The sequence below is a fragment of the Pseudoalteromonas maricaloris genome (assembly GCF_024746855.1).
Classification (GTDB): domain Bacteria; phylum Pseudomonadota; class Gammaproteobacteria; order Enterobacterales; family Alteromonadaceae; genus Pseudoalteromonas; species Pseudoalteromonas maricaloris.
Map to the genome: position 1 here is coordinate 1,072,394 of NZ_CP024625.1, position 18,656 is coordinate 1,091,049.

At 44.5% G+C, this 18,656-nt stretch carries 7 protein-coding genes; all 7 read right to left on the minus strand.

Annotation, left to right across the window (positions count from 1 at the left end; genetic code table 11):
- Positions 1-3 precede the first annotated feature (3 nt).
- Genes CTT31_RS04555 through CTT31_RS04585 form a run of 7 tightly spaced genes read right to left on the minus strand, consistent with a single transcriptional unit; the run spans position 4 to position 18,538 of the window.
- Entirely contained in the window at positions 4-4,071 is a 4,068-nt protein-coding gene (locus CTT31_RS04555) for a poly-gamma-glutamate synthase PgsB (RefSeq protein ID WP_211859405.1), read from the minus strand.
- On the minus strand, positions 4,061-8,284 hold the full coding sequence (locus CTT31_RS04560; protein ID WP_260492068.1) for a hypothetical protein: 4,224 nt from the start codon (positions 8,282-8,284) through the stop codon (positions 4,061-4,063). The genes CTT31_RS04555 and CTT31_RS04560 overlap by 11 nt, the downstream gene beginning before the upstream one ends.
- Complete coding sequence (locus tag CTT31_RS04565; RefSeq protein ID WP_260492069.1) at positions 8,263-9,015, minus strand: hypothetical protein; 753 nt, start codon at positions 9,013-9,015, stop codon at positions 8,263-8,265. Before CTT31_RS04565 ends, CTT31_RS04560 begins: the two co-directional genes overlap by 22 nt.
- Positions 9,002-11,254: a hypothetical protein gene (locus CTT31_RS04570; protein WP_260492070.1), complete on the minus strand. Its 2,253-nt coding sequence runs from the start codon at positions 11,252-11,254 to the stop codon at positions 9,002-9,004. Before CTT31_RS04570 ends, CTT31_RS04565 begins: the two co-directional genes overlap by 14 nt.
- Entirely contained in the window at positions 11,241-14,345 is a 3,105-nt protein-coding gene (locus tag CTT31_RS04575) for a poly-gamma-glutamate biosynthesis protein PgsC/CapC (RefSeq protein WP_260492071.1), read from the minus strand. Before CTT31_RS04575 ends, CTT31_RS04570 begins: the two co-directional genes overlap by 14 nt.
- Positions 14,346-16,319: a hypothetical protein gene (locus CTT31_RS04580; protein WP_260492072.1), complete on the minus strand. Its 1,974-nt coding sequence runs from the start codon at positions 16,317-16,319 to the stop codon at positions 14,346-14,348.
- Positions 16,320-16,333: 14 nt separating this feature from the next.
- Positions 16,334-18,538, minus strand: coding sequence for a CapA family protein (locus CTT31_RS04585; RefSeq protein ID WP_260492073.1), 2,205 nt, complete (start codon positions 18,536-18,538; stop codon positions 16,334-16,336).
- Positions 18,539-18,656 lie beyond the last annotated feature (118 nt).

An 18,656-nucleotide genomic window follows, 5' to 3' on the forward strand; every position in this document is an offset into this window, starting at 1 on the left:
GAGCTATTTTTTGCGGCGCTTACCATTTTGTAACTTCAACCATCCCGGTTTTTGCGAACGATTTAATTCACTTAAAATAAGGGTTGCCTTTTCTATTGTGATCCTAAAGTCGGCGATATCTTTGTATACCTGAACTGCTATTTTCTTTCTTTTTACCGCCGCGCCGGCATCTAAAAATGACTCGACCAATTTATTCAAAAAGCGTATTAGCGGCGAGCGAGCCCGAGTATTATCTTTACTTTCTAAGCGTTGCGTTTGTTGCTCGAGTTTGCGCTTTATTTGCGTTAATTCGGCTTGGCTAAATTCGCTTTGGGCATTGGGCAACATTTTGAACAAGTCGAGCTTGTCAGCTAAGTATTGGCATTCAATCGCGCTGAGCTCCTCTTGCTGTAAAATTCTACTTAAGCCATTTCTAAACTCAGTTTGTGTCACGCTGCGGCGGCTCAGGCGCTCGCAATGCTGATTAAACAACTGCCACTTTTGCCACATGTAAACATAGCCCAGTCCCGCACCTTTGATATTTTGCATGCCGACGATAATTTGGTGTTCATTTGGCAGTGCTTGTTTGGCAATGATTTGGTTTAAGGGATCAGGCTTGATGTCGCTATCATGCACTAACGTACATTTGAGAGTGGCAAGTTGCTCTGCAAGCGCTGCTGTTTGCGAAAGCTTAGTGTTCAGATCTTCAACTTCAAAAATCGTATAGGCAATTGTCCACGCTTCAAAACGTTTTAGAATTAGCTGATGTGTTTCATCTTCACTGTTAAGGTGTGATTGTAGTGAGTCGATACTTGAAAATGCAGATTCAGGCAGCTTGTCTGCCGTAGTATTTAATGATGCAATAAGCGCATCTCGCGATAATGTGAGCCTAAAACGCGTGAGTAAATCGCACAGTGCGTTGTGGTCGTTATTGCTGAAAATACTGTGTAAGAGGTTCTCCAGTGCAACCATAAAGTACTTAAAGAAGCCATCGATATTGGTGCCGATCACCACAATGGCATCAAAATGCAGATCATTGGCCAGAATGTTCGCAAATACTTGCGAGCGCGCTACGCGGTCGTTGCGATTATTAATCAGAGCAACAATTTGCCCCTGCTTTCCCTGTTCGACGATGTTTAAGCGTTTCCAATTTTCTATCGTTGCTAGGCGTTCGTTGGCAGACATGCTGTTGATAAAGCTTTGACTGATTGCACCAATCTTTGCGGTCGTAAACTGCTGAAGCACGCCAACATCGGGAATAACCCTAGAAGCCGTTTCTTTGAACACATAGTCTTTATTGATGCCAATATATTGCGCCATTTTGCAGACTAGGGCGATGTTATCCGGATGCTCAACATAGGGGTACTTTGCGAGAATGTCAGGCGTTATTTGATACCCATCACCCCAATGAATTTGAATGAGCGAAGTGTTTTTTTGTTCTGCCGCCAAGTTGAGTACGGAGGCCATATTCTGCTCGGCGGTGAACACTTGGGTGTTGTAGCCCAAAAAGGCAGACATTTCTTTTGCTACATCTAAGCCTGTTGGGCCCAAAATATCTTCATGATCCGGGTAAGCATTTGTAATGGTAGCAAAATTGTCTTTCATCCAGCGCACTAGAATTTTTACATATCTCGGAGTCAGGCCCATACATTCCCATAGGAAAACGTCCGCTTTTACCTGCTTTGCAAAATGTAGCACATCAGCTTGCTCCCAAATACTCGCTTTGTCGAAAGGCCGAAATAGCGGGATCTCATATTGCTCACCAGAAATTTTTGAATAGATAAGCATCGCTTCACAGCCCGTGGTCTTGCTCACGACTCTCAGCGCCAAGCTGCTAAATAAAGCTGACTTCAGCCTCTCGGTTCCTGATTTTCCTCGTGTTCCCCAGCCGCCAATGGACACCGGAATGTGTTTGCGATTTTGCTTTATTCTTTTACTGACATAAATATGCCGAGTCCAAAAGTAGCTAATAAATGCAAGCACAAAGAAAACCAGCTGCGAAATACTATTTTGATAAATGGCATCGACGTATTCTTTAAAGCTGCTCCAAATGGTGAGTAGCGCTGAGGTTACACCAGAGCGAGTATAAAGTTGCTGAATGTCTTTCGCGACAGGAAAGGGCGTTTTTGCGATGTCGCCATAGGCACTAAAGCGTAGCGAAAACCCCAGCGTGTTAAGTGCATCCAAATACTTACCTTGCTCAAGTTCGTTGCCTTTTCGTAAGCGGTCTAGCTCTGCAAACTGCCATGTTATGGTCCAGTACGCCTTAAGGCGTCGCCACAAAGTTGATGGCGGAGTAACGGCTAAAATACCATCCGGCGTATAGGTTTTGGCGTCTTCTTTACTGTGGTCATTAGTCAGTACACTTAGCAAAAAGTCGAGTAATGGTAAATGTGGTCGACTCGTTTGTTCGGCGATATTAAAGAGCAACTCCCCCGGCACTTTTGTTTCGCTAATTTCCGCGGTAGTGCAGCTAGGGACGTGGATCGATACGCTGGGCTTTTTCGCTTTGGTATGGGAATAGCTTTGACGTTTATCGGTACTTGGTTGTCTTATTTCGTGTATTACTCGCCACAACCTTCTTGCTTGACGATAGCCTTGTTGGATACGCCAGCCAGCTTTTGTTTTTGAGGCATTAAGACTTTGACCGCGCTGTGCAATATAAGAAAGTGAGCGGCCCAGTTCATCACGAGACCAAGTTGCCAGTGCGTCACTTTGTTCGTTGGCTTCAAGAGAAGCGTTGAGCTGCGCGATGATGGCTTGATGATAGAAGCTACCTAGCTGCTCTCTGGCTCTGGTGATATAACGGCAAACGGCAATGTTTTTTTCGTTCGATAAGCAGTCATTTAAGGTATCAATAAACCGTTTGAAGCAGAGTTCGGCTTGATTTGATTCAAGTTGCATATTCAGCATAATACGCGCGCTTTGCTCAAGCGCTAAGCGCTTGAGTTGCATACTAAAGTCGCCAGTTAGTACGCGTTGCCACAGTAAAAATGCAAAGTCCTGTTGGCAAAAGCGGTCGGCGGATAACTGCTTTATCAAGGTGAAAAGTACGGCATTCTCATTCTCTTGCTCAAACCGCTTGGCGATTAACTCTTGTGCAAAGAATGTGGGATAAAACTCGACAAACTCTAGCGTAACTTGGCGCACTCTGGGTAAGGTGTGCTCGCTGAGTGCACAAAGCATGTTGAGATCTTTTTCTGTAAGCTTTGGCTGGCTGACAATAATTTTAGGAAAGATACTCAAAATATAGAGTACTTCGGCATCAACGTGCTGACTATTTTCAATGTCGTTCGCTTCTTCAAGCAAAGCCCACATGTAGGCACGAATAAAAGTGGGGCGTTGATGTATTAAGATCTCTAAAATATCGACGGTTGCCTGATAGGGCATGTTGTCAGACTCAAGCAACTCAATAAGTTTGGCGATAAGATCTGCGTCTAATTCCGAGTCAACCTCATAGTTGTTCAAGGTTGCGACCATATTGACCAGTGCGCGGATCAAGCCATGACGAATATGTTGATTTTGACTATGGGCGAGTAAATTTAAGCAAAATGGCTGTAAATCCAAGCGTTGCCAAGCATTTTCTAGGGTATCGTGGTGAGCACGTAAATATCGATTCGTTAGCGCCCCAAGTTTGGCGATTAAAAATTTAACCTGTTGCTCAATAGCGGCAACTTGATGTTGATATCGAGCAACTACAGCGCCTTCGTCAAACCATCGTGAAAAAGCTTTTTTATCTTGTTCTAACGCGGCTTTAGTAGTGCCAAGTTCTTGAGCATATGCAATAATATGAAGCTCTTTTTCACTGGCAAATTCAGACTTAGCGATACGCTGTACAAATCCGGTGTGGGATACCTCAAGCAGCAAAATTTGCTCATGTAGAGTCTCAATTTTATGGCGTAAAAAGGCGATAGATTGAAGTACCAGCCAGTCGGTTTCATCCTCGTTTTCAGGGCGATTGTAAATGAGTTCCCATGCACACAATTCGTCGATCAACGCACTGTATTTATGTTGATACAAGTTCAGCCAAAACTTTTCAGTTTCGGCAAAAAATAAGGCTTCTAATTGACTCTTTAAGGCTTCAACGCTCATGTAAATCTTGCTCTAATAAATGACTTAGCTGTAACGATTCAAAAATAATTTCATCGTGAGCATAGGGGGCAAAAGCGGTTTGCTGTAAGTTGCCTAAACGTACTTGTAGCCCAACCTGATGGGTATTGTTAAACCAGTCTTGAGTCCAAGTTACACCTAACCAACCCGCGGTGTTATGACTAAAGTCAAAGCCCGTTTGCCAACCCAATTGAGTTAAGTATTGCCATGTTGGATTAGGACGGTTCTGATCGGCAAATACATAGCTTGATGTTAATCCGGCATGAAAAATATGGCCTTGATAAAATTGATACCAATCAAATGAAAACAGTGCATTGTCGAGCGTTTGCCAATCTTGATTTGACGTCAGGGTAACGCCGGAGCTGAAGTAACTATCAACCCAGGGCTGATAGCGCAGCCCAGCATGCGCTTGCCAGCCGTGCTTGTGATTATTACGGTAAAAGGCGTACATATCAGGACCAATTTGCTCGTCTGCAATAAATTCGTCCTTGCTGATACTGGTGTACGTGTAAAAAGGCTGCCACCACCAAATGCTTCTAAAACCGCTGTTATAACGGTGAATTTGGCCAAACTTTGCCGAAATACTAGAGCTTAAATGGGTTTCACTGATTGCCGTTGCATCCTGCCAGCGATTACGCATTCTTGCTTCTGCAAACCAGTTCGACTGCTGCGAGAGCCAATCATATTGACCATTGATAGAGAAAGTGTCTTGGTGATGATTATCCATCGTGTAGAAAGTATCGATGCGGTACCAGTTATTTTCATCCTTCATTCTCAGTGATAAACCTAAATCGAGTGTAGTACGGCTAGGGCTAGGCTCCGTTGTCTGTACAATGTCGTCGCTATCAATATTCAAAAAGCCTTCGATGCCAGTGCGACTTTCATCAGTTTCAATACGAGCTTGCTGAAATACGGGCTCAGCACTTGTTGGTGTTAACTGTTGCTTGGCTTTTAAGAACATTGGCACTTCAGGTACTAGGTTAACGCGATGCAATGTTGGACTTAACGTCCAGATAGACATGCGTGCTAACGTTTGCTGTTGTTGGCCGGTTAGTGATACTTGTCCTGCCGGGTGAAAATAGGTGGCTTCACTTCTTATACCATCGGCAAAGGTTTCAATTTTAATCAGACTATCTCGAGCTAATTTCGCCGTGATTGGGGTTGTTTCATCAGAGCGATAAAAAATCTGCCTCGTATCCAATGGGATATCATGCCATTGACCTTGGTCGAAGTATTGCGGACGTACACTCACACTTTGCCCCGATAGAGGGTTGAGCCAACGCAATTGCAGCAGTCCTTGTCGTGTCTCGATTTGTTTAATGCCGTAATAGAGTGGTTGCGTTGGCTGCAGCGAGATCACATCACCTTGATTTGGCCCCACCAGCTCTACATTAGCAGGCGGTGCCACGATTTGCTTGGCAGAAGAGTAGGCAAACTTTACTCTTACTTGCACTTGTTGGTACTCAGAAAAATCAATAGTCAGTATCTCATTTGCTCTGAGTGGCAGGCCTGACGGCGGATTTTCTGTGAGGTGTGCGGTGATCTGGTCACCAACGCTTTGCGCCGCAAGCGTATCAACTTTTACCTTTTGTGTGCCAACATAGCTAGTGTATTGTTCCGCAGCAAGCCATTGACCATAGCGCATCAGGCGGGCATATAAATCGGTTAAAACGGCATCATCCGACAAACTCGGGTGCAGACGTTGAAGGACCCTGTTGTAGCCTTCATTAGACAGTGTTTGCTGGCTCAATTGATACAAGGCATTTATCGCAATTTCTCTGGCGCTGAGGTCATTTACTATGCGCGCATCAGCGCGACTAACCAAGTGTGCAGACTTATCTACAAAAGCCGGAGTATCAGCGGTGTCTGGTTGCACCCGGATCTCTACAAACAACTCATTATTACTGAAAAGGGTGAGACTTTCATTTGCCGCTAATTGAATATATTGCTGCGATGCAATAGATAATCGAGTGGTTTGTGGCTGCAATTGCAAGTTTGCTGCAATATCACTAAAGATGGGTAAAATCCGGGTTTTGGCGTTGTGTTCATACAGCAGCCATTGAGTATTTTTGTATTCTTGTCCTTGGTACGCAGCACGTGCACTTAGCTTGACCGTCAAAGGCGTCTTAGCAACCAGTTTGATGGGTTTACCCGAACCTAGCGGGTACAGCTCAGTTTGATCATCCATTGACTCCACGACTTGTAAACCATAGTGATTAAGGCTGTATTGAGGCAGGGTTAGTTCGTCCGTTTGAATTGCCGCGACTTGTTCGGCCTGTTTTGGTGTTAATGCCATTTGCTGGCTTGTCCACAGCGCTTCTTGCTGAAGGCCGGAGTCAAGTAGGTACGTCAACAGGATATCATCGCATTGATATTGCGTGATATCGCTTTCGTGGGCAGCGCATAATAGGCTAGCTTGGATATATTCATTCAGTGCTAAATATCTCGTGAGTAGTTCATTAGCGGCGTATTCTCTTAAAGATTGAGCAGTGCTTTTTAGCAGCGATTTTAGTAACACCTCGGCGTTTCCACTGTGTTCTAGCTGAGTCAAAATAGCGATATTAAGTTGCCAAGCCATTAACGTAACTTGCTCACTATGCCCACTCAAATACGGCTTCAGTTTCGCAAGTGCCATGAGTGGTTTGGTCTTTGCTACCATTTGTAGTTCCGCAAGCACTTTAGTGGCGGTAAACTGGTCGTGGCTGTCTGTCTTAACACTTAGTTCCGGCGCACTCAGCACGCTAAGAGATAAATAGTAAGTGTCAGCTCGATTTTGTTTGCTTCTTGCAAGTAGACCTTGAACGAGTGGCCATTGGCCTAGTGCTTCTTGCGTCATGGTCAAGAAGTCGGGAAATGGTTGTAAGCGGTTTACTGCTACAGCGATATCAAGCGCTTGCTTAGTCCCTTCAATCATCACAACTTTGGATGCTGGATTTATGTGTAGAGTAAGTCTTTGAAAATGACTGCTAGGCGCAACAAGCAGCGTATGTTGGCCATGCTCGCTGGTGATGGTTAAGCGCTCTTGCGTTCTTGCTCGAACATACAAAGTAATTGCATTATCAACTCGCACTATATTCTCAAGATGATACTTCAGTGGCTGAGACGAGGTAATGTAATTGACTCGCTGAGCGCTTGAAGCGAGCAGCACTTGCCCAGCGGCGCTGCGGCTGCCCAGAGTCACTCCGCTTAGCGCAACATGATGAGTGAGCGGTTGAGGGGAACTTGGCGTTAAAAAATACACCGCAGAGGCAATATCGTTAAGCATTTGCTTACGTTTGACCGCCAACGCCGTGTCAGAAGCGTTAAAAGTAAGTGGAGAAGTATCACCATTCATGTAAAGGGCGCTGAGTTGCTCGTTCAGCTGTTTATTCCAATACGGATTAAATAGCGACTCTTGCTGCTTTATTCCCGCATTATCGTCGTAAATACCACGGTGCATTTGTAGTAAGTTAAGGTAGGTAGGCACCGATGTTGTGATAGTGAGATAACTACCTTGCGGGACGGCAATATAATCTTGGTTAGATAAGCCGACTTTAGGCTCAAGGTACTCATTCGCTTGGATATCTGATATTGCAATGGTGCTGATAACCTCACCGTTGACTTTAATTGTGACAGTACCGTTTTGCGCAATCGCGTGTAGATCTTTTCGAACCTCTAGTTTGAGCTTTTTGGCGTGTTCAAAGAATACGCTTGTCACTTGTGTGGGTTGTAGATAAAACCAGCGCTCTGTATCTTGCGCTAATTGCAGTGTTTGGTCGTCAAGCCCTGGCAGTCTGAGCGCTCTTCGATACGGATCTCTGTGGCTGTGCATGCTGCCTTGCCAAAGCGCGAGAGATTGAGCGTTATCACCGGTGTAAGCAACCTGAATTAAGCGGTTTTGTGCCGTTGTACTCAGTTGGCAGCGGGATTGAATACATAACCAATCGGATGTTGGAATGGCATGTCGTAGTTTTGGAGTTTCCCCTGCAAAAAATTCGAATGTATCGAGGGCACTTGGTGTTGTGACTAACCATGCGTGACTTGGCAAAAACAGCCACGCTTTTTGCTGCGGTGCAAAGCGCTTGTCAGCATTGGCTTGGGTAAATTGCATACGTGACAGATCAATCCATTGGGCAGCCGTTTGTATCCCTACCTCATTGGCTCGGGATATCGTTGCAAACAGCAGTAGTGTCATTATAAAAGTGATTGCACGCATTTCGTAAACTGCTCTAGTTGTTGATTGTTATTAATTAATTGCTTTCTTGTTTGATAGCTTAGCTCAATATGGATAAAGCTATATTCAGGAAGCGCAAGCTGATGCATGATATTTTGCGTCCCGCCAAGTTCTTGCACTTCTTGAGGGTAAATCAGCGCCCGATAACCTTGCTTAACAAGACAAGACTTCAAATTCCATAGTGTTTCATCATTTGTTTTGCCTTGGCTCAAAATTATTTCGCTTAGTTTACCGCCGTCGGTTTTTCGCTTCTTCTGACTAAATCCATGTATTTGGAACACTTTTGCTGTTGGGTGTAAAGATGTAAAAGCTACGATAGCTGACGCGTGAATATTGTGAGGTTGCTTGGCGTAATCATAGTTTTTACCAGTGTCATTGTTATCATATCTGTGTTTTGTGTTGTTCAGTAACACTTGGCAACTGTGCTGGAAAATGTGCTCACCAATGGTCTGCGTATGTTTATCATGAAAGCGATGTGGAACAGACACCACGCAAGGCCGGTGCTTAGGCGCATACGTGACTTCGCCATGCGCTTCACTCTGAGGCTTTGGCGCCAATGTAAATTGCTCTGCTTGGTGCGTAAATTGCCAGCCATCGAGCTCTACAGGTTGCTTAAACCAGTGCGCCATTTTGCTGCTGTCGGGAATCGCAGCGTTAACATTCAATGACAAGCATAATGCAATGTAAAGTGCGTAGCGACTAAGGCGTTTCATCTTGCCACCAGTTTAATGTTGCATCAGGCTGTTCATGTTCCTCTAATACACTTATCCAAACATCATGTGAAAAGCGAAGCGTCATGGTTTTAGGCGATGTTAAGTCTTGAAACAGCGGCAAAGTAATACTTGGGTACTCGTACAGCTCTGTGTGATTAGGGTTAAAAAACATCCTCGTTTGTGCAGGGTTTAGGTGTAGTACAAAGTGTTTAGCTAAAATCGTGTATTCATCGCTTGGGGTGATTACCTTAGTGCTATCTAGGGCGGTTGCTACCGTGATTTCAGCTTGAGGTTCGGCACTAAACACTTTGACGACCAAAGCGTTAGGTTGCAAGTTATCCTCGCTAACAGCAACGGTAAATGGCGTTGTTTTTGCCACTTTGTACAGGCGGATCTTCCGCACGGTTCTTGGGATCCCTTGATTGATGAAAAGTGCTTGGGTGTTCGCCAACTCCTCTATTTGTAAGCTGTTTAACGGAACTTCAAATAATGTAGGTTTATGCTGTTGCTTCACAATCACACTGCTTGGGTAGCTTGTTGCTTTACCGAGCTTAAATAGTGCAGATTTGGCTACCTGACGATATTCAAACTCCATTTGCGGTACTGAGTTATCAAAGTAAGCTTGCTCAATGGGCACCAACGCGATATCCGATACAGCTAAAAGCTGATCTAAGTCTTTGGTGCGGTATTGAGGCAGCAACTCAGGTACTTCAGGTGGCGCTTCAAATAAGCGCACCGATGCTATCTGCTTTTGAGTGTGAAAGAGATAATGGTTGTCGGCCTTTTGGCTAAACCATGCGTCAATCCCTTGATAAACTGGACTTTCAGGGTCACACACCGAATCGCAACGATGGCTCAGATAATTAAATGTTGGACTGCGGGCTTGCAGCTTCACCATCGCGTCTTCGGCTTCAATTTTGATTAGATTAACGTTATCTGGTATTGCCAAATAACGCTTCTCTGCGGTTGGTAAGGTTTGTCGCTCCGTGGTTTCAGTTATCAGTCTATCAAACAAAGCTTGCTCTGCCGTTGCGGTAAAAACATAGTCCTTGATCCGCTCATTGTTGCTATAGAGGCTCACAGAGAGAGTGCTGCCAATGGGCGCACGCCACTCTAAAGCGATATCGCTTTTAGGAGAGACTTGATAGTAAGCCGGCGTTTGCGCGTTGAGCATATAATAGTAACTATGCAACGGGACTATAGGGTCGACGCCATTGCTAAATACCCGAATGCTGGTGGGGGCGCTTGCGCTAACGGTAACAAGGCCAGCTGGTAAGTTGCTTAGTTTAGCTTGCGCAGCGGATAGCACCTCAGGCATTAGTGGCTTTGGCGCGTCGAGTTGGCGTAAATCGTGCCAAACAAAAGTAAGATTTGCATTCTCGGAATGGCTTAATAAATATTCCGTGTGTTCATAGACGCGAAAACTCGCGCTTAGCTGCTCAGAAATAAACAAACTATCTAAGTCTAGCTGGGTCGAAAAATCATGATTAAGCACATTGTAGGGCAGTGACTCGTATAACAAGTCAGCACGAAAGTCGATGTTAGGCACGCCCTGTGGCGCTAGCTTTTGCCAATCTAACATGACCGAATTGTATTTTTCTTCGTTGGTTAAGGCGTTTTCACCTATGGTGTGGTAATTCGTCATGCGTTCACGCCATTCGGTTGGCCTTTTCAGCCATGCTTTGGCGGGGTCGGTAATACTGTTACTGGTTTGGGCATGGACGCGTACCACCACACCTTTAAGCTGAGCATTTTCTGGTATTAGCTTTAACGTGATAGTCGTAGCTTGTTGTAACTCTTTACGATTTAAATAAAAGGATTGCCCAGACGCCACGGCCAACGCTTCACGGTTTTCAATGATCTGTTTTACCTGTTGCTGAAAGTCGTTCGAGGCAGCTTTAGCTGCATGATGATAAGTACCGCGATAAATAATCGCTCCTTTTGCATCAAGTAACTGATATTCAATAGCATAGTTGACAGGCTGATCATCCAGTGGTTGCGATTCGAATATCCCATTAGACAACACCCGAACAGACATGGTCCGAGACGCAGAAAAGGAAAACTTCAGTGCACTGTCGGTTTTTAGCCAATGAACATTGGATCGAATATTAAACAAAGTCGAGGTATTTGAAGGCTCCGCCGATTTTACCCACACAAATAAAGTGACGGCGAACCAAACAAAAAGTAGCAGCAAAGCCGTAAAAATAGCAAATCGTAATATCTGCTTAATCCAGTACATAACGCCCCTCATGAACCGCTTTTGCATAAGTGGCTAAATCAATAACGCGATTTCTTCTTGGTAAGTATAGCGCGAGCAGTGCGTTATCTCGGGTAAACATTAATCCCAGCTCACCATTTCTATGGGTGCTAAAGGCGCTTATTTTACATTGGCTTTCAAATTGACAAAGTGTTTGGAGCACCGGTAAATGTTGAGTGGTGGCATAACGCCCGGTGGCCACATTAAGTGCATCAATAAATTGCGCACTAGCCTCATGCCAATCATTTGGAGAGAGGGTAAGCAAGTCGATTACTTTGAGCCTAGGTGTGTGTGCAACGGCTAAAAGGCGCTGCAATAAAGCATCGTTGGTAATGGCAAAGTGCGATTTAAAATCCGATGCTAACCACAGTGCCGCTAACTCACTTTTTGGTGCGAACAGCTGATACCCCGACTGCGGTGTGGTACCGAGTTCTAAGCCTCTTGTTGCTTGTTGTCCTGAAACGGTTTGAGTATTAACACCAAGATCAGCTAGCACCCTTTGTAGTGTAGCAATGGTGTCATTATGAATAGGGTTAGGCGTTGTAAATTGATACGCAAGCGCTGAAGGTCTGATGCTTGCAGGCGCGCTATGACTGCGGATCTGTAAATTAAGTAAGGGGTTGTCATAAAAGTAGCGCTGTGCACTTTGATACACCACATTAAATAATGACCGCACGTTGTCGGCTGCCATTACATTTGCATCTATGCTGGTATACGGATGAGCACCAGCGATTGCCAGTAACTTTGCATGGGTGGCCGTAAACAACTGACCAGAGAACTCCAGCGTGTTACTTTCAAAGAGTGGTCTAGGCACCGCAATGGTGAGGGATGGTTTAGCCAGCAAGGCAATAAAGTACACCCCTTGACCCAAATCATAGGCAGATTTGGTATCTAAAGGAGAAATTGCAACGAATTGCCCTTGGTTATTTTCAACTAAAGTTAATTGGTACTGTAATAGGTTTGCTACGCGATTTATCTGACTCAGCCTTACCTCAAGCGTTTCTGGCGTTGTTACTATCTCAAGGTTTTGGGTGATGGCAAATAACGGCCTTAACACTTCATATTCCCACAGTGCAGCACTGGTATCGCTCAGTGCGCTAAATGCACCGCTGCCTTTGGCGCTAATGTGACTTGAAAATGCTTCAATAAGTGCCTGTATGCTTTCATCACTTGTGCTTATTTTATCTATGTCTTTGTCGATGCGTTGCAGGCCATATGCGCTTAGCAACGACGAATAGCTATCCGAGCTTAAATACGCCTCAATCATCTGGCCATGGAATTGGCTGTAAGGTAAAGGCGCATTCGCCGCGAGACCAAAGTGTGCATCGTTGATGTTAAACAAGGTAGCAAGTTCAGATTGTTGCACTGAGCTTGGCACACTGTTAAATATCCACATCTGTGCGTCTTCTTTTAAACTGTGTTGGTGCATCAATTGGCTTACTTGCCGATTAATTTCTCTGAGTTGGACGACCTCTGGAATATCCATCGCCATAAAAAAGTCACTATAGAACTCGCTTTGTTTACCATTCTTATCGCCACTTTGGTTAGGTCGCGCATTGCCAAACGCCATTGCCTGGCTTTGCCAGTAGGAAAACAATATCCCACCAGCCTCACTGGCAAGCCGCTCTGCAGTGGGGTAGGGGACGCTGATGATATGGGCTTTTTGAGCAGCTAAATTAATGATAAACAGACCGCGCTTGTGATCTTGTTGATTGTCTTTTATTACTAAAAATTGTGTTGTACGTTGCAAAGAAAAGTTGGCTTGACGCAGTAAGGTGGCGGCCTCGGCATAGTGTGACTCACTATCCCGCTTAAGCAACCTAATTGCTTGTTTAAAATGGCTACGTTGCTGCTCGGTCACATATTGGCTGACATTAACGTTAGCCGCATTTTGAGTATACAGCTGGCTCTTGTAATTACTGATCACTTGGCCGAGCGTTAAATCGCTAGCTGTTTCATTTATCGCTAATGTATTACTTTGTACGAATAGGCTTGGAATAACCATAATTGCAAAACCGATGCAGATGGCGATGAAGCCACCGACAATTGAGGTTTGAAAAGTTGCACGGATCACAAGGCCTAGCGCATTTTTTTGGTAAATTTTAAGGGCGAGTAAGGTCGATAGCATGTAGCCAAAAGCAAAGGTATCGGTCACTTTTAAGGTTGGGAAGTAACCGACGACGACGTAGTTTAAAATCAGTTTGTAGACAAAGCCAATATTAAAAAACAGCAGCATGAGTCGCGCGCCTTCGATATTGGCGTGTTTTAAACGAGTAAAGTTTAAGACTACATATCCAAAGACTAAAATAATCCCTGTTTCTACGAATGATGTGAGCAGCTTAGTGGGTTGCATCAGTTGCAGAGCTAGCAGCGCTGGCAGCATAATGCCATTGAATTCCCAGCCGTACTTTAAATTAGCCCTTGATGCGATAAAAGCGGTGATCACCAAGATAATATAAGCTTTAGGGGCTGCAATAATGGAGGCCGCAACAGCTTCGTACATGACGGCAAGATTGGCAATGCTAAAGTTGGTGAACGTCATCAATCCAAAACGAATGATGATATAGGTAACAACCAACTGAATAGCGGTGACTTTTATGCCATATTTAAAGCCGCCATTCCACATTACATTGGCGGTCAAGGCGATGATAATCAGCCCGAGGCTATACAGCTGTGCGGCGTAATCAAAAGTGATGTCCCATTGTGTTAAGTACGCGGCGACCAGCGGCCAAAACAGCACATCCATGGTAACTCGAACAATAATGCTTAACAAAACGATGGCAAAAAATCGGTCACGGCCAAACATTTCTGCATAGCCCAGTCTCTCAACAAGTGTTTTGGCAAAAAACCGCATTAAGCCATAAACAACAATGGCCTCAACAATGATCACCCAAGCCGATGTTGGGCTCACGATAAATAAAGGGACTAGGTAACCTGGCACCACTAAACCAGTTAACGGGAAGCCAAACCTAAGATTGAAAAATGCGACAACCGCGATGCCTATCCAAACACACGTGATAACGGACTGCCCAAGTCCGCCCGCACTTGGGAATAGCATCAGCGTCCAGTCCATCTATTCCTCATCCCACTCTTCAGGCAAAAGTTGCTCGTTAACCGCAAGCTGCTCTGACAAGTGTGTTAAAAAGGCTTCTTTATCATCTAGCTGAGATAACTGCTCGCCAAGGTCAATAAATTCAAACAACACCCCACTGGTTTCAAATGGGGTACTAGCGTTAAGGCTGGTTGATTGTTTGAGTAAGGCGCGAATGCTCAGTAAATAAGTTCGATTGTCTAAATACACGGGTAATACGATTTTGCCACGCTTTAGGGTTAAATAGCGTAGCTTTCCTTTGGCTAGTTCGCTATCCATCTCGGTACAGCGACAAAGTAAGTCTAAGGCGGACATGTCGAAAATAGACAGCTTATGTTCTCTAGCAAAGCGTTCAAGAGATTCATTTACCTGCACAATTTGGCCAAATAAGTTATATAAAATACTGGCACTGTGAAGCTGGTTGAAGACATGCTCCAGTGAGGTGAGTTTTTGATCCATCTCATTAATTGCATTTTTAATTTTATGACTTAGTGGCTCTTTCAGAGAAAAGGTCAGCGCCCGAGTCAGTGTGCTTTTGAGGTTTTTTTGCTCAGCAGAAAACACTTTATAGTGGAATAATAATTCACCAATTTGATGTGCAAAGAGATTTACATTTTTAATAAACGCTTGCTCATCAAAATTGTCTTGAGGAGTGACGGTTAGCGCCCAAAAACCCCGAACATCTCCTGCGTACATCAAGGGTGCGATATACTGCTGCTCATCTTCCGTTAGATGTTGGAAAAAAGGGCGGGTAATTTTGATAGCACCAAACGCTTTGATTGCATCGGAATAAGGTACTCGCTGGTAATCTCGTCGCATCTCTAAGATATCACTGAGCTGACAGTGTATTGCGCGTATTTCAGTTACTCGGTGGTCACCCTCTAAGCGAGTGAGAAAGATACTTCTTCTCAGATTAAGCTGCTGATTAACCAGTTGGATGATTGCATCCCAAGGTTCATTATGCTCGAGAAAGTGCCGTGGTAGATATCGACCCATCATACGTTGCTGGATCAGGGCTATGAGAGACTTTAAGTTTTCTTCTTCTGACCATTTCAAAGAGATAAACACCCAAAGTAGCGTCAGCCATATCAAAGATAGCAGCTCACCAAGCGGCAATAACACTGAGTACCAATGATGCGCGCCAAGGCCACTTATGATCAGTAATATGCTGGTGGATATTGCAATGATGACATTGGTCTTGGTCGCATTTCTTTGGTACCACACTAAGAAAAATATTGATGCTAGTACCATGAGTGCGACTATCGTCACTTTATTTAAAGGCTGAATAAAGCTGTCGGATGCAAAGCTATTGGCGATAAATGCCTGTAGGTAAACTGGCGGAAGTTCTTGCGCGCCAAAATAAGCATTACTATTCAAGCGTGAAAACTTTGAATGCTGAGCAACTAAGATGACCTTTTCGCTGAGTTGTGCTGTGAATAGGTCACCATCAAGTACTCTCTGCGCACTGAATTTTGGCAGTGAATAATAAGGCAGTGAGTAGTCTATGATTTTGTTGAGGTATTCACCATGCTGCGGGAATATTTTATCCCACAGTATGTCACATGTGCTTGCTGGCGGTGCAAGGCTGATTGCGCTGCCATACCAATTTTCTGTTTCCAACAGACAAACCGATTGCGTATTGAATGGATAGTAAATCGAGCGGTCGTTTTGTTGTGGCGAAAGTTCGGTATTTGCAAAAAACACAACGGCTTTTGGTTGATAGTCAGAGAGTATTTTTGCCAACTGCTGATGTTGTTGCTGTAAGTTTTCTGCTTCAATCACGACTACTTGCGTTGCTTGTGTGGTGTTGAGCTTAGAAAACCATTGTAATCCAATTAGGTTTACCTGTTTATATAAGCCTGATGCTGAGGCGATCAACAAAATAGCGAATAAGCTCATAAATAGCCAAAACTCACGTTGGCGTTTTATAAAGTTTAATTGACTAAAAACCGACATGCCTTTTCACTCTCTTATTGCTGGCTAAAAGTGAGAGTCAGCTCAGTCGTCTTCGCTACTTTTACTTTAATAAATTCTAGGCCGTGGATTTGTGCACTTTGCCACTGACCGTTTTGAAGCAGCACAGGGCGTTGCCACGAGATCATCGCAATATCATCTAAAAATAAGGCACTGTCACCGCTACTTGGTGGCGCCATGGAGAGGCCAAACTGGACGCCACGAGCAGGCAATCCTTCATCGCCAAGCACAATGGAATCGTCAGGTAAGGTAATGTCTTGTCTAAACGTTTGCCACTCATAACTACCGGCAGGCTTTAATCGGGGCGTTGACTCAGAAAAGATAAGGCTATCTTCTGATGTTAAGATACGAATATCAGCCTTAAACTCACCAGCGTTCTCTCCTTTGGCATAACCAAAGAGCGAGAGCTCATGGTAAGCCTGTGCCGTGCTCGGCGCTGGCGTAATAGGCATGGTACGAATTGTATGTTTGAACGGCACACGCGTTGGTGTTTCGTTAAATTGCGTTCGTTGTAGACAAAGTCCTTGTACGCCACGATATTTGCCGACTAAACATGGCGCGATATCGTCGGTCTCAATTAACCAACGAGAGACTTCCCCTTTTTCGTTATCGCTGTCCCAGTCTTCAAAATCCCCAAAGAACAATAAGTCTCGACCAAGCACAATCTCTGCTTGAGCATCACTAGCCGTGAGTTTGCTAAGGAACTCAGCACTGCTTGAATATTGGCGTAAATCGACAATATGCTCACCGGCTTCTAAGGTAATAACTTGTTGCTCGGTTGCTTTTGCTTGAACCGGTTTATCAAAGGTGACTTCTGCAAATCCCGGGCGCAATGAGATACCAACTTCGGGTGAAGAAAATTCAGCGATACGTTTTAGTAGGGCATTGGCAAGATCGCCACTTACAAACTTAGGAACATAGTCTTCTAGATAAACGGGATAGGCTTTTAGTGCACTGATTTTAGGTGAGCCTGCAGTTTCTAACTCTACCACAGCTATCAGTCCCAAAAAGGTTTCAAGACGATTTTGCTCAAACACAAAGTTGCCTAGTCCAAGTATGCTTGGTACGCCATTGTATAAGCCAAACCCTTGCGCAACGTGAGGATGATGCGCAATCATCAAGTTAGCGCCATTTTTGGAAAGTAAATCAAAGCGGTTTGAAATATACGCCGTTGGTGCGTATGAATACTCATCACCGCCGTGAAGCTGAGCCACAACAAAGTGGCCGTTGTTACTGGCTTGCATCACCGTTTCTTTCATGCCATTGGTATCTGTTAGATCGGCAGCTCCCCCTTTAGCATCCGATGCCACATAAGTGACGGTATGTTGATCGCCTGTAATGGAAGTCGCAGACACAAAGTCTATGGTTGCTTCACCAAGGCTTAGGCTATAGGGCTTAAATGCCTCTGCCGCGCTTGTGCCCGCGCCACTGTGTTTAAGTCCCGCTTGCTCGACGTACTTCAAGGTGTCGTTCAGTCCAGATGCTTGATAGTCATAAACGTGGTTATTGCCAAGTGCGACATAGTCAATACCCAAATCATTGAGGGCAATTAATGACTCAGGCAGACTAAAAAATGCAAACTCTTTACTTGGATGGACCGTGGTTGGGTTTTTTAGGATTGGAGACTCCAAATTAACCGAAGCAAAATCGACATGTTTAAATAAAGGATGCATAAACTGCACCAGCGCTTGGGCATCAGGTCCTGCGCTTTGGGGCTGGATAAGTCCGTCAGGGGTGCTGGGCAATGAATTCCCCATGGTAATGAGGTCAGGGTTGAAATAACGACGCCCAAACATGGTATCACCCGCGAAAAGTACGGTTTTTAGCGTGCTTGACTTAGCTTTTAGTTCAAGCGTGAGCTGCTGTTCATTGTTACTTTGATTCGCTAAGGTAAAAACCAAGGGTAAATAATCGGGGTGAGATATTTCTGCAACATAAGCGCCGTATGCTAGAGTCGACAGGTCAAATACACCATCGCTATTTGAGGTAAATGACAGACCATTTATCGTGAGGTTGGCATTGGCGATGGGCATCGCTTTTGTGTTTTGCAGCAACACGCTTAAGTTGGGCGTCTCGTTATCCCTATCTTGTTGGCGTTTATCTTCATCCTTATCTATTTGTGAAGGACCTGTTTCATTTGGGTCCTCTACTGAGCAGGCCGTGAGCGCAAATAGTAATACTAAATTTAAGATTTTTTTCATTGTGGCCAGCCTGGTTTCAAAAAAGATACATTATCCAATTCTTTAGTATTATATCTGTAACTCTTTATGCGTTGCAATCCTTTGAAATGGAATGTAAGTTTCCAAATCAAAAACTTAA